The organism is Variovorax sp. 54 (assembly GCF_002754375.1).
GTDB lineage: Bacteria > Pseudomonadota > Gammaproteobacteria > Burkholderiales > Burkholderiaceae_C > Variovorax.
This window is the reverse complement of record NZ_PEFF01000001.1, coordinates 6,486,490-6,499,920: the sequence shown is the minus strand read 5'-3', so window position 1 is coordinate 6,499,920 and position 13,431 is coordinate 6,486,490. Positions and strand designations below refer to the sequence as shown.

Annotated in this window: 11 protein-coding genes; 6 read left to right on the top strand and 5 right to left on the bottom strand. The window is 66.8% G+C overall.

Annotation, left to right across the window (positions count from 1 at the left end; translation table 11 throughout):
• Positions 1-14 precede the first annotated feature (14 nt).
• Positions 15-1,865: a tannase/feruloyl esterase family alpha/beta hydrolase gene (locus CLU95_RS29815; protein WP_257214768.1), complete on the top strand. Its 1,851-nt coding sequence runs from the start codon at positions 15-17 to the stop codon at positions 1,863-1,865.
• Here the strand turns inward: CLU95_RS29815 and CLU95_RS29810 are convergent.
• Together CLU95_RS29810 and CLU95_RS29805 are read right to left on the bottom strand one after the other, a co-directional pair.
• Positions 1,854-2,537 carry a response regulator transcription factor gene (locus CLU95_RS29810; RefSeq protein ID WP_099796921.1) on the bottom strand — a complete coding sequence of 228 codons (684 nt, stop codon included), beginning with the start codon at positions 2,535-2,537 and terminating at the stop codon, positions 1,854-1,856. The two genes, CLU95_RS29815 and CLU95_RS29810, sit on opposite strands and share 12 nt — an antisense overlap.
• Before the next feature lie 132 nt (positions 2,538-2,669).
• Positions 2,670-3,461, bottom strand: coding sequence for an alpha/beta hydrolase (locus CLU95_RS29805; protein WP_099796920.1), 792 nt, complete (start codon positions 3,459-3,461; stop codon positions 2,670-2,672).
• A 232-nt stretch (positions 3,462-3,693) separates the two neighbouring features.
• On the opposite strand from CLU95_RS29805, the gene CLU95_RS29800 reads away from it, so the two are divergent.
• Together CLU95_RS29800 and CLU95_RS29795 are read left to right on the top strand one after the other, a co-directional pair.
• A complete protein-coding gene (locus CLU95_RS29800) occupies positions 3,694-4,110 on the top strand; it encodes a nuclear transport factor 2 family protein (protein ID WP_099796919.1) in 417 nt (138 codons plus the stop codon).
• 54 nt (positions 4,111-4,164) lie between these two features.
• Positions 4,165-6,990: an ATP-binding protein gene (locus tag CLU95_RS29795; protein ID WP_180288701.1), complete on the top strand. Its 2,826-nt coding sequence runs from the start codon at positions 4,165-4,167 to the stop codon at positions 6,988-6,990.
• An 18-nt stretch (positions 6,991-7,008) separates the two neighbouring features.
• Here CLU95_RS29795 and CLU95_RS29790 read toward each other — a convergent pair whose 3' ends face one another.
• Positions 7,009-7,635, bottom strand: coding sequence for a TetR/AcrR family transcriptional regulator (locus CLU95_RS29790; protein ID WP_099796917.1), 627 nt, complete (start codon positions 7,633-7,635; stop codon positions 7,009-7,011).
• Between the two features lie 217 nt (positions 7,636-7,852).
• Here CLU95_RS29790 and CLU95_RS29785 point away from each other — a divergent pair, with 217 nt between their 5' ends.
• A complete protein-coding gene (locus tag CLU95_RS29785) occupies positions 7,853-9,487 on the top strand; it encodes a tannase/feruloyl esterase family alpha/beta hydrolase (protein ID WP_099796916.1) in 1,635 nt (544 codons plus the stop codon).
• Between the two features lie 89 nt (positions 9,488-9,576).
• On the opposite strand, the gene CLU95_RS29780 is transcribed toward CLU95_RS29785, so the two are convergent.
• Positions 9,577-10,251, bottom strand: coding sequence for a hypothetical protein (locus CLU95_RS29780; protein WP_257214767.1), 675 nt, complete (start codon positions 10,249-10,251; stop codon positions 9,577-9,579).
• 102 nt (positions 10,252-10,353) lie between these two features.
• On the opposite strand from CLU95_RS29780, the gene CLU95_RS29775 reads away from it, so the two are divergent.
• Complete coding sequence (locus tag CLU95_RS29775) at positions 10,354-10,914, top strand: TetR/AcrR family transcriptional regulator (protein WP_099796914.1); 561 nt, start codon at positions 10,354-10,356, stop codon at positions 10,912-10,914.
• A gap of 201 nt (positions 10,915-11,115) precedes the next feature.
• A complete protein-coding gene (locus CLU95_RS29770; protein WP_099796913.1) occupies positions 11,116-11,529 on the top strand; it encodes a hypothetical protein in 414 nt (137 codons plus the stop codon).
• Between the two features lie 1,390 nt (positions 11,530-12,919).
• On the opposite strand, the gene CLU95_RS29765 is transcribed toward CLU95_RS29770, so the two are convergent.
• Positions 12,920-13,345, bottom strand: coding sequence for a RidA family protein (locus CLU95_RS29765; protein ID WP_099796912.1), 426 nt, complete (start codon positions 13,343-13,345; stop codon positions 12,920-12,922).
• Positions 13,346-13,431: the final 86 nt, after the last annotated feature.

Sequence of the window (13,431 nt, the reverse complement as noted above, 5' to 3'; positions counted from 1 at the left end):
AACCCGGAGGCCTCATGGACAAGATGATCGACATCCACGCCTTGTTGCGCACCAGCGCGCGTGTGGCGGCCGGCGGGCTGTGCGCCGCGCTCGTGGCTTGCGGTGGCGGGAACGGCGGTGAGGGCGGTGGCCTCTTCGGCTTCGTGCCGCCACCCGCGCCCTCGCCTGCACCGCCACCGGCCGCGGCGCCGGCACCTCTGGTCTGCGACGAGTCGTTGAAGACCGCGTTCCAGCCCGATGCCGACACGCAGGTGCTGTTGGTCAAGGCCTTCAAAGCGGGCGAGGCACTGCTGCTCTCGGGCACGGCCACGGGCAGCACGCCCGTGGCGGCGTCGGACCTGTGCCTGGTCAAGCTGCTCGTCGGCCCGGGCCATGCCGGCCCTGCCGATGCGCCGTCGACCACGAAGGGCATCGGCATCGAGATCTGGCTGCCCTCGGCGGCGAAGTGGAACCGGCGCCTGCACCTGCTCGGTGGTGCCGCCATGGCTGGCGGACCGCAGACCTCGCTCACGGGCTTTGCCGATGCGCCCACGGCCTCGCCATGGCGCGTGGCGGGCGAGGAAGGCGCCGTGGCGGCGACAACGGACACCGGGCATCCCGCCGGCAACTCGAGCTTCCTGATGAACCCCGACGGCACCATCAACACCGTGGGCTGGAACGAGTTCGCCGAGCGCGGCATCCACCAGATGACGCTGAAGGCCAAGGCCCTGGCCGCCGCCTACTTCGCTGCGCCCGCGCGCCACACCTACTGGCACGGCGGCTCCACCGGCGGACGCCAGGGCCTGAAGCAGGCGCAGAAGTACCCCGAAGATTTCGACGGCATCATCGCCACCTCGCCGGCCATCAACTGGTCGCGCTTTTCCATCGGTGCGCTCTATCCGCAGATCGTGATCCAGCGCGACCTGGGCGGCGTGCCGCTCACGGCCGGGCAGTCCACCGCCGTGTCGATGGCGGCGCTCAACGCCTGCGACCTCGTGGGCGGCCAGCACCTGGGCTACCTGCTGGACCCGGCGCAGTGCAGGTACGACCCCACGAAAGACACGGCCCTCCTGTGCACCGCCGACGGCGGCACCAACACCACGGCGGACTGCCTGAGCACGGTGCAGGCAAATGCCGTCAACAAGATATGGTTCGGCCCGACGGCCGACGGCTCGGTGCCCGATCCGGCCGTCGACAACGGCATGGGCGTGGCGCTGTCGCCGAAGCAGCTGTGGTGGGGACTGCCACGCGGCGCGGGCCTGAGCCTGGTGGCCGGCCCGGCCCCGTTCTTCATCGCCTCGGACATGGCGGCCCTGTTCCTGCAAGACCCGACCCGCGCAGGCCTCAGCTTCTTGAACGCGACCGGCAACGGCGCGAACGGCTGGAAGAACCTGAGCTATGCGCAACTGGCAGACATGGGCGACCGCGGACGCGCCTTGCAATCGCAGTTCTCGGACATCGACACCGACAACCCCGACCTGAGCCGTTTCCGCGATCGCGGCGGCAAGCTGATCACCGTGATGGGGTCGTCCGACCAGCTGATCCCGCATGCGGGCGCCATCGACTACTACCGGCGCGTGGCGGCGCAGATGGGCGGCCTGCCTGCCGTGCAGAGTTTCTACAAGCTCTACCTGATCCCGGGCATGGGGCACTTTCCGACCAACGGCACGGCCAATGCCCAGGCCAATCCGCCGCTGTACCCGGAGGCGCTCAACTACCAGGCGCTGACCGACTGGGTCGAGCAAGGCATCGCGCCGCCCGACCAGGTTGCATTGAACACGCCGGCCACGGCGCCCGCAGCCAGCGGCCCGATGTGCGCCTACCCGCGCATGCCGGTCTACAACGGCGGCAGCATCACCAGCGCGGCCAGCTTCTCATGCCGGTAGGTGCACAGTCGCAGCGACGCCCGGCTGCCACGCGGCGCGCCGGCTGCGGAACTCGGGGATCTCGACCATCCCCTTTTCCGCCGCGATGCTCGCCGCTTCCGTGCGCGACGACGCGCCGAGCTTGGCCAGGACGCCCTTGACATGCGTCTTCACGGTGCCGACCGCAATGCCGAGCTGACGCCCGATGGTCTTGTTGCACTGGCCGCGCGCCAGCAACCGCAGCACCTGGTCTTCACGCGACGTCAGCTGTTCGCCATGGCCGCGTGCAGCCACGCGCTGCGCCACCTCGGGGCACACATAGCGCGCGCCTTCGGCCAACGAACGGATCGCCAGCACCAGCTCGTCGGGCGTGCAGTTGGACAGCACCAGTCCGTCTACACCGGCATGCAACGCCGAAGCGGCGGCGCACTCGCGCGCCCGCGGGGCGATCACCAGGATCTTCGAATGCGACTGCAGCGACGGGAGCCCGGGTTCCGTGCCGCGCTGCGCCAGGCACAGGCCGGAGGACCAGTCCGTCACGACCACATGGCCGCCTCGCTGCGCCGCCGATGGCAGGCTCTCGGCCAGCCACGGCAGTCCGGCGCCGAAGAGCGTGGCGCGCACGCCGGCCCGCAGCAGCGGCTCGGCCAGCCAGACCAGAACGTTCACGGGTTCCAACGGACGATTCCACATGGCATCTCCTTTGCGATCGGCGACTTCGTCGATCCGGAGGAGATGCTCGGCACATCGCGCCCACCGGTCCAGTTAGACGTTGTTGGCACCGGGCCTTGCGAACCATGCCGCTGCAGGCCCGATGCCCCGGCCTTACTGTGGCTGCGGCCTGGCCAGCGCCGCCTTCTCGATGATCGATGCCACCGCGGAGGGCTTCGACTCGTACACGGCATGGCTGCCGCGCGTCTCGACCACGGTCGCGCCGGCGCGCTTGGACATGAGGCGCTGCGCGGGCGGCGGGATCATCTTGTCGTCGGTCGCCACGAGGTACCAGCTGGGCTTGGTCTTCCACGCCGCAGTCGTGACCTCGCCCGTCAGGGCCTCGACGCTCCAGGGCACCTGGGCATTGGCGAGGAACGCCGCACGCTCGGCCGGCAGGTCGCCGGCGAAGGCACCGGCGAACTTGACCTTGTCCAGCATCAGGAAGCCATTCACCGGCGGCAGGATCGGCGGCACGGGCGCGCCCGGCACCGGGTTCGAGATCAGCGTCTTGACCGATTCGCCCTTGTCCGGCGCGAAGGCGGCGATGTAGACCAGGCGCGACACCTTCGGGTCGTTGCCGGCTTCGGTGACCACCGCGCCGCCATACGAGTGGCCCACGAGGACCACAGGCCCCTCCTGCGCGTCCAGCACGGCCTTCGTGGCGGCCACGTCCCCAGCGAACGAGATCGTCGGGTTCTGCACGATGCTGACGTTGTAGCCCTTGGCCTTGAGCAGCTTGTAGACGGGCTCCCAGCCCCCGCCGTCGACAAAGCCGCCGTGGACCAGCACCACGTTGTTGACGCGGTCGGTAGCGGCACCAGCGGTCGGGCTGGCGGCCACGATGCCCAGCACGAGCGGGGCGGCGAACAGAGGGGCAAGCAATGCACGGGTCTTCAGTTTCATGATGACGAACTCCAGAGTTGAGGGGGTTGGGCCCGCCGCCGAGGATCGGTGGCGCTGGCCTGCAGGCATCGTCGGCGCGCTGCGGCACCACGGCGCCTCTCTTCGCGGCTACCTCCTTGGAGGTGGCTGCCCGGCCCGCCCTCACATCGCGCCCTGCCTGGCTCTAACAAGATCTAACGCGCAGTCGCCCCGCGAGCGCGCAAGATGGCGCGAAGGCCTTGCAGATCGAACCATGGACACCCCTTCCGACTCCGACACGCCGGAACTCCCGCCGGGCGCACACCGTGTCGTCTCCGACTTCATCGCCGCCATCAACGGCGGCGACCTGCGGGCCGTGATCAACCTGTTCGCACCGGACGCGCAGGTGAACGACCAATTGCGCAACTTCTGGGGCATCAATGCCATCTGCGGATGGCTCGAGCGCGAGATCATCGGCGAGCGGGTCCACATCACGGCGATGGATGTGCATCAGCACTATGACGTCGTGATCCTCGCCGCCGGGTTGCGGGGCGACTTCGCGGTGGCGGGCATGTCGCAGCCCGTGGTCGTGGACATCTACTTCACCATCCAGGACGAAAAAATCGTCCGTCTCCAGCTGCTCATGGTGCGCGACGACGACGAGGAAGCGGACATCCGGAAGGTCCCATGAAGCACAGGCCCCGCCGTAGAATTTGCCGCCTGGTCCACGCCTGATCTTTCCATCGTGAATCGCCCTGCCACCCCACCCGCTGCCCGGTGGCACGCCACCTTCGGACCGTTCCTCCTTTCGCCCGACGAGCGCCTGCTGCAGCGGGACGGCGTGCCGGTCCGCCTCGGCGGTCGGGCCCTCGACCTGCTCGTGGTGCTGGTCGAGAACGCCGGTGCCGTCGTCAGCAAGAACGAACTGCTCGCGCGCGTGTGGCGCGACGTGGTGGTGGACGAAGGCAGCCTGCGCTTTCACATGCACGCGGTGCGCAAGGCCCTGGGCGACGGCGTCGCTGGCACGCGCTATGTCGTGAACACGGCCAATAAGGGCTACACCTTCGTCGCTGCCGTGGAGCGCCAGAGCGACGGCGGCGAGGCTCGCTCTCCCACGCTCCCCACCGGCACGGCACTGCCAGCACTCGGTTCAGTGATCGTGGGACGCGACACGGACATCGACCTCATCGTGGCCAACCTGCTGCAGCGGCGGCTGGTCTCGGTGGTCGGCGCCGGCGGCATCGGCAAGACGACGGTCGCCATCGCGTCGATCCAGGCGGCAGCAGAACACTTCGCGCACGACGTGCATTTCGTCGACCTCGCGCAGGTCGGCGCCATGGGCTCCATCCGCGCGGCCGTGGCTCATGCGGTCGGCCTGCAGAACGGCCAGGACGAGCTGCCGCTCATCGCCGCCCATCTGGCCGAACGCAAGGCGCTGATCGTGCTGGACTGCTGCGAGCACGTCATCGCGGCCGCTGCCGAGCTGACCGAATGGCTGTTTCGCCACTGCCCGTTCGTCCACATCCTCGCGACCAGCCGCGAGGCGCTGCGTGCCGAGGGCGAGTTCGTCTACCGGCTGCCACCGCTGGCCTTTCCCCCGCCGGGCGAAGGCGCCACCGCCCGGGCGGCGCTGGCCTATCCCGCCGTGCAGCTGTTCGTGGAACGCGCGGCCGCCAGCGGTGCGGGCTTCGAGCTGAAGGACAGCGACGCGCTGCTGGCCTCGCAGCTGTGCCGCGAACTGGACGGCATCGCCCTAGCAATCGAGCTGGCGGCGGGCCGCATCGAGGCTCTGGGTCTGCAGGCCATCACCTCGCATTTCGATGCGAGCGCCAAGCTCATGTGGCACGGGCGGCGCACGGCGGTGCCGCGCCATCAGACGCTCGGAGCGACGCTCGACTGGAGCTTTCAGCTGCTCACCGAGGGCGAGAAGCGCTTGCTGCGCCGCCTCTCGGTGTTTGCCGGCAGCTTCGCGCTCGATGCCGCGTTGGACGTGTGCTGCTTCGACAGCGAGCCGTCGGAAGGCGTCGAGCTGCTGGCCGGGCTGGTCTCGAAGTCGCTCGTCAATGTCGATGCGGGCGGGGTCGCGCTGCGCTACGGCCTGCTGGACACCACGAAGTCGTACGGATGGAAGCGGCTTGAAGTCCGCGGTGAAGCCCGGGGCCTGGTCGAACGCTTCTCGTATTTCTACGGGCGATGGGCCATGCAACAGGCAGCACATCCGCTCGACAAGGAGGCGCTCGACACGGTCCGGCTGGAGCTGCCGAATCTGAACGCCACCATGGCCTTCTATTTCCGCGATGACGCGCAACCGGTCACGGCCGTCGAACTGGCCGCCTCGTTCTGCCCCTTGCTGCTCCAGCTGTCGCTGCTGAAGGAATGCGCGCGCTGGGCACAGGCCGCACTGGATCGCATGCCGCCCGAGTACGTCGGCTCCCCTGCCGAGGTTCCTCTGCGCGGCGCACTGGGGCAATCGCTCATGTTCATCGGCGGCGACGGCGAGGAGGCCGACACCGCCTTTCGTCGCGGCATCCAGGTGTCGGAAGACCTGGCAGACCCTCGTTCGACACTGCACCTGCTCAACGGCCACGCGTTGCTGCTCCACCGGGACGGGCGCTTCACCGAGGCGCTCGCCACGGCCCGCAAGGCCCAGTCGCTGCTGCCCGCGCTGGACGACCCGGAATGCCGGGCGATCGTCGATTCGCTGATGGGCGTCGCGCTACATCTTGTCGGCCACGTGCAGGAAGCCATGGGCCACTGGCAGCGGGTGGCGCGCTACGGCGCGGGCTCGTCGACCGACACCACCTCCCGGCTGGGCTTCGATTACTACATCCGCGCGATGTGCGGCGTGGCCCGCAGCCTGTGGCTGACGGGGCACTACGCCGAGGCCGTTGCAGTGGCGGACGAGACGATCGCGAAGGCGCGCGAATCGGGCCATGCGGTCACGTACTGCATCACGCTCATCTGGGCTGGCTCAGTGCATGTCTACCAGGGCAACGTGCCGAAGATCAGGGAGCTGGCCGACACCGTCGAGGCCGTGGCCCGGCGCCATTCGCTGACGCCTTACCTCAGCATCGCGAGCGCGACGCGCGGGCAGATCCTCGTGCTCGAGGGGCGCTCGGCCGAGGGCGTGGAATTGATCCGCCGTGCGGTCGAAACGCTGCGGGTCAGCCGCTACGAGATGGTCACCACCGTGTTCCTGACCGCCATGGCGCGGGGCCTGTCCGACCTGTCGCTGCACGCCGCGAGCCTCACGCTGTGCGACGAGATCGCGCAGCGCATCGAGACGGGAGGCGATCGCCTGCGGCTGTCCGAGCTGCTCACGACCCGTGGGCGCGTGCTGGTGGCCGCGGGCCGGCCCGAAGAGGCCCGCCGGAGCTACCTGTCGGCCATTGCCATGGGCCGGTCACAGGGCGTGAAGCCTTTTCAGGTGCGCGCGGCCGTGGCACTGGCGCAGTTGCTGCTCCGTATGGGCCACGCCGAAGAGGCCGACCAGCTGCTGCGCCCGTATGTCATCGCGGCGGGCGATGAAACTTCAGCGGACCTTGTCGTGGCGCGCAGCCTGCTGTGCTGAATGGTCTGCCGACCGAAGCTACGGCTTCGGTGCCTTTTTCTTCGGCGCGACTTCCAACCCCGTGATCCCGTTGAGAAACAGCTGCGTCGCGATGGGCGCCATCTGCGCGTACGTGAACCGGCCGTCGGTCCGGAACCACGTGAACATCCAGTTGAGCATGCCGAACAGGAACATTGTCAGCAGCTTGTGAAGCTGCGATTCCTGCAGGTCGGGCCGCGTCGCGGCGATGGCGTCGGCGAACACCTGCACCACGGTGCGCTCCTTGTCGAGCACGCGCGCCTGCGCCTCGGGGTCGAGGAAGCGCACGTCCTCGGTGAGCACGCGGTGTTCGTTCTGCGCTTCGGCGTACTCGAGCATGAAGGCTTCGATCAGCTCGGGCAGCCGCTGCTCGGGCGCGAGCTGCAGTGCCTCGACCCCCGTCACGACATCGACCAGCCGCGAGACGTGACCGTCCGCGATGTGCAGCAGCACCTCGGCCTTGTCCTTGAAGTGGTGGTACAGGCCGGGCTTGGACAGGTGGCTGGCTTCGGCAATCTCGTTCATCGACGTCGCCGCATAGCCCCTGCGGGCGAACAGCTCGGCGGCGCTCCGGGCGATCAGGCTGCGCTGGTCGCTCGCGCGGGTAGAGAGGGATTCAACGGTCATGGGTCGGAATGATGGGGCCTGCCTGATCGGGGGGCGCGCGGCGTGTCCGGCGATCTTAGGGGTTAGTCCCGATCAGCCAGTGCTTGCCCGCGTTCGCATGCCTGCGTTACGCTCGCTCCGCCAACAAACCGACCGGTCGGTCGGAAGATTGATTGGCAACTTCCTCCCGCCACATCCGCCGGCTCTCCGGCACACAACACCCACATTGGAGACCACCATGCGTGACAAGAAATGCGTGCCCCCCGCCCTGCTGGCGATGGCACTGGGCCTGGCCTTGCAAGGCTGCGGCGGCGGTGATGGCGGCGGGGGCGGCGGCTTCTTTCCGATTCCCGCGCCGGCACCTGCGCCCGCACCGGTCGCACCGCCGCCGGCCGGTCCTTCCGGGCCCACCGCCGAGCAGCTCAAGAGCACCTGCAACACGCTCAACGGCCAGGTCATCGCCGGCGTGACGGTCACGAAGACCACGCGCTTCGAAGCCAAGGCATCGACGAACGCATCGGGCTTCTGCCAGGTGCTCGGCACGCGCGCGCCCTTCCTCGACATCGAGATCGACGTGCCCGACAACTGGACCGGGCGCTACTGGCAACAAGGCGGTGGCGGCTTCGACGGCCGCATCGCGTCGGCGGTGACGACGGATGTGGGCGGCGCGGTGACAGCGGTCGATCCCACGCTCGCGCTCAAGGGTGCCGTGTACGCGGCCTCCAATGGCGGCAACCGCGCGAACGTGCCCGCGCAGGCCGCGCCCGCCGTGTGGGCCAGCGGCACCGACGAAGGCCGCCAGTCGGCCACCGACTACGCCTACGCGGCGGTGGGCACGACGGTGCGCTTCGGCAAGGCGGTCGCAAAGGCCTTCTTCGGCACGGCACCGAGCCACAGCTACTTCAACGGCTGCTCCAACGGCGGGCGCAACGCCTACATCGCCGCACAACGCTGGCCGCAGGAGTTCGACGGCATCGTCGCGGGATGCGAGACCATGGACATGGCCGGCCAGACCAGCGCCTGGCTGCGCGTGGCCTCGCTGAACGGCACGCCTGCCGCATTGAGCCCGCCCCAGGCCGGCGCAGCCTATGCCGCCGCGCTGTCGGCCTGCGATGCACTCGACGGTGCCACCGACAACCTCATCGGCAATCCGCAGGCCTGCACCTTCGACCCGGCCGTGCTGGAGTGCGGCGTGGCCGGCGCGAACCCCGATCCGGCGCTGTGCCTCAGCAGCACCCAGGTGGGCACACTGAAGTCCATCCTCTCGCCGCTCAAGCGCGCGAACGGCAGCACCGTGCTCTCGGGCTATTCATGGGGCAACGGCTTCGGCCTGGGATGGAACGTGCTCGGCGGCGGCTTCGCGCTGATCGCCAGCGGCGACCCCGCGTGGCTCACGCCCGCCAAGCAGGCGGGCTTCCAGCTGGAGACCGACTACGACATGCTCGGTGCGGGCCTGGCACGCGCCGGCGCCGACCACGACAAGGCGGCCATCGCCAGCTTCGTGGCCTCGGGCCGCAAATTGATCTCGTGGCACGCCGGCGCCGACCCGCTGCTGTCGCCGAACGACCACTACCGCAACTGGACTGCGATGACGGGTCTCGCCCAATCGATGGGCCTGGCCGATCCGAACGGCGGCACGCGCTTCTTCATCGTGCCGGGCGCAGGGCATGGCGCGGGCGGCAGCCTGAAGGAAGTGGACTGGGCCTCGGCCATCATGGGCTGGGTCGAAGACGGTGCCGCGCCCACGCAGATGACCTATTCGTTCACCAGCGCAGGCACGGCGCGCAGCATGCCGGCCTGCCAGTCTCCCAAGTACCCGAAGTACAACGGGTCGGGCGATGTGAACGTGGCGGCGAGCTACACCTGCAGTTGACGGCGCTGATGCAGCGCCACCTCGGGGTGGCCTGCAGCGCAAGCTGACCTGAATGAAACAGAGAGCATGCCGGCAAGCCGCGTTCCGGGCTACCTGCGCGCCAGCGGAATCTGCAGATTGGTCGGCCGGTTCTGCTCGGTGTCGAAGCCACGGCCGTCTACGTTGCGCGCGCCCCAGAACAACAAGCCGTGGGACATGTACACCAGGTCGTACTCCATGAAGTTCTTGCCCGCCGTCAGGCCGAAGGGCGCGAAGCTCTTGCCGAAGACGCTCTGTGTCTGGCCCACCTCCCATTTGGCGTAGCCCTGGGCAGCGATCTGGTTCAGCACGTCGGCAAAACCCTGCAGCAGCGGGGTGACCTCGTAGGCTTCGTCGGCCATGAAGTCCACCTTCTGCGCGCCGGGGGCAATGGGATGCTCGCCTTTCCAGTGCATGCGGCCCTTGATCAGGATCTTCGCCAACGGCACCTTGCCGTAGGGGTCGGCAGAGTTGGCAATGACGAGCTCGAACCGATCGTCCGGCAACGCCTTGAACTCGCGCCTCAGGTAGAAGGGCTTGAGCGCGCCGTCTGGGGTCTTCTGGGCACTGGGGCGAACTTCAGGGGCGATGCTGGTCCAGTCGCCAACGATGGCCTGTTTGGTTTTTTCAACAGTCACGGGCAGAGCTCCTTGGGTAGATGAAGTGGAAGTGGGCGGCATGGCGCCACAGGCAGCCAGAGCCAGCGGCAAGACCATAGAAAGAAGGGTTTGGTGACGCGGTGACATGGTGGATGCTCCTCGGGCTGCAGCTATGACGGTCGTCATAGTACCGAGAACTATGATGCCTGTCATAGTTTTTTTACTCGATTCGAGCAAGGAGAAGTGAGCATGGCGGGAGACGTTCGCGATCGCATGGTCGAAGAGGCGATGGCACTGCTGGCACGGCGCGGATTGCAGGCCACGTCGTTTTCCGAAGTGCTGTCGGCTTCGGGCGCGCCGCGCGGATCGCTGTATCACCACTTTCCGGGTGGCAAGGACCAACTCGTCGCGGCGGCTGTCGACCGCGCTGGCGCCATGTTGACCGATGCGATGGAGCCGGTGGCCGGCGCGCCGGTTGAGGTGGTCGTCGAGCGCTTCCTCGCGATCTGGCGCGCGGTGCTCACGCGCTCGCAGTGCGGGGCGGGTTGCGCTGTGCTGGCCGTCACGGTGGCCACCGACTCGGCAGAACTGCTTTCGCATGCCACCGCCGTGTTTCGCGCCTGGCGCGAGCGGTTGGCTGATCTGCTGCGCGAAGGGGGGCTTTCATCGGGCCAGGCGCGAGCCCTCGCCACGGTGCTCATCGCCTCGGTGGAAGGCGCGGTAGTGCTCAGCCGGGCCGACCAGAGCCTCGAACCCTTCGAGGCGGTGGCACAGCAACTGATGGCCCAGGTGCGTCGGCCATCCGCGTGAGCGTCTCGGTCATCGGCACGCGCAGTGCTGCCCAACACCGCCTACCAGATCAATATTGCCGTGGAGCGGTTTCATCAGAAATACCCCAACGCGGCCACTCGTGAGGGACGGCTATGCAGCGGAAGCGGCCTGTCTTTGGCCGAGGCTAGACTTCCGAGTTCGGCCACAACCGGACCTTCCGGCCCACCTTCCAGTAAGACCATGCAACGACACACCCTGTATGCGTACGTAGACGGCTCTGACCTAGAAGACGTCGCCGCGCCCATCGAGGAAAGGCTTGTCGAGCTTGCCGTTGCGCCAGGCTGGGTCACTTCAAGGCCGACTGTGGTGAACCAGAAGACAGATGTGTCTGGCAGCCACCCTGACGACTTGCCCGACTGGGACCTTGGCATCAACTTGGCACTGCCAGACCCAGGCGACGAGCCTGAAGGATGGTTCGGAGACGTTGAGCGCGTTGCCGGGTACTTGGCGAAGCTGCACTCGACATTCGCCCGCGAGTTCGTCATCGGCATTGCCGACAATGTCACGGGTGTCACCGAGGACCTCTTCTTCGTCGAGTCCGATGCGCCGGACCTTGGCAGGCTGCGGAGCGCCATCGGTGTTCGCGGCGGCTAGCATCAGCGCCTTCCGGCCAAAACCGGACGGTCGGCCGCGTGCCAATATTCCCCCAAAGCGCGCCATGCGCATTCATTGAGCCGGAAACTGCATGACCCCTTGCTATGAAGCGACTGTCGTGGTCACAGGGCTGAGCACGAACAATGGAGCCTTTCGCGAAGAGATTCAGTCCTCGACGCGACGTTGGCCCGGAGATGCGCGAACTCATGAGGACCTACGCAGAGAGTTCGTGCAGGGAGCCCGCGACTACCTCTATGAGCATGAGACTCGTCCCTGGCGACCACAGGCAAGGTACGAAGGCATTGCCAACCTAGTTATCGAGGTTGGGGAGATCCGCACAGTTGGAGAGTTCTGAAGCACGTCAGAATATCGCCCGGCTCCTACCGGCCACAACTTGCCGTTCACGTGAAGGTTGAATTCCTTCTCTTCCCCGGCTGCGACCAATGCCAACACCAGCGTTCTACTCAAAATACGCAACCAGTTCCGCATCCTTCTGGAGACAGCATCGGTGGCCGCTTGTCTTCGCGCTCGTGGTTCTATCGTTCACTCCTGCCGTATTGGAGCGTCTGGCCCCATCCGTTGGTCCTGCGCCGGGTAGGGCGCTTTTCGTTTTCATGTTGGCGTACTTCGCCGCCGTCATGCCACTTCTAGTGTTTCGTCGCCCTCTGCCAGCCAAACCTTGGCCCAACGGCGTGGCACTTTGGGCTTGGGCTCGCTCGACAACTAGCACCGCTTGGATTGCGCTCTGCTTTTGGTTCATTTGGTCCGCATTCGACCGCTAGGCAAGACTTTCGCGTTCTGAGCGGCGGCTTTCGGAAAGGCCAAACGTCCGGAATGGGCCCATCCTTGCCCTTCGGGCTCCACGCGTGAGCGTCCGCAACCAGTCTGGACCGGTCGTGACGGGTGGACGCGCGACTGACTGACGATGGCCGGCCTGCGCCGTTGGCACAGAGGTGCCAAGGCGGCAGCGCTCACGCCGGCTGTTGGGTGTCTTAGACACTAATGCGCTGCCTCAGACTTTACTGCGCTGTCTCGGACACTAATGGCAAAGAACACCTGCACCAGGCCACCGATGCGCGCAGACAGCGCCTGCACGTGGAAGTGCTGCGCGGCCCGGACGCGTTGTTCCGACATCTCGCGAACACAATGTGCGAGAGCGACATTTGGTGAACGCTTTTGTGAAAAAAATCTTGCAACAATACTATTCAAACGGAAATTCTGCTTCTTTCCAAATCAATGACTTAGCACTCATTCCTGACGAACAGATTTCTGCAAATAGACGATGAGCCGGAGAACCTAGGCAGTCCAGAGCCCAGGCCAAATACCCTTCCGGTTTCGCACTCCGTGCACCCCTCCAGTTCAGGCCACCACGAAGCTTTCTTGAATCGAATCAGGTGGACGCCGAACCCGGCCCAGTCCCACCGACTTCCGGCAGCTTCGCAATCACCTTGATCTCGAACTGGAAGCCATAGAGCCACGTCACGCCGATGCCGGTCAGCGTCGGGTGCGGCGCGTCGCCCCAGTACTCGGGCACCAGTTTCCAGATCGTTTCGAAGTTCGATTCCGGATCGACGATGAAGACCGTCACATCGACCACGTCGTCGAAGGTGCAGCCCGCGGCCTTCAGGATCGCGTTCAGGTTGTCGAACGCGCGCCGCACCTGCGCTTCCAGCTCAGGTTCCGGCGAACCGTCTTCGCGGCTGCCGACCTGCCCCGACACGAACAGGAAGCCATTGGATCGAACCGCCGGCGAATAGCGGTTGCGTTCGTAGAGCGCCTGGCGCCCGGGTGGAAAAACGACGTCGCGTGCGGCCATGGCTGTTTTCTTTCTGCGGTGAGTGATGACGATGCAGGGACTTTAGGAAGCCACGCGCCATCGATAAACGGGCAAAGCCAACAATC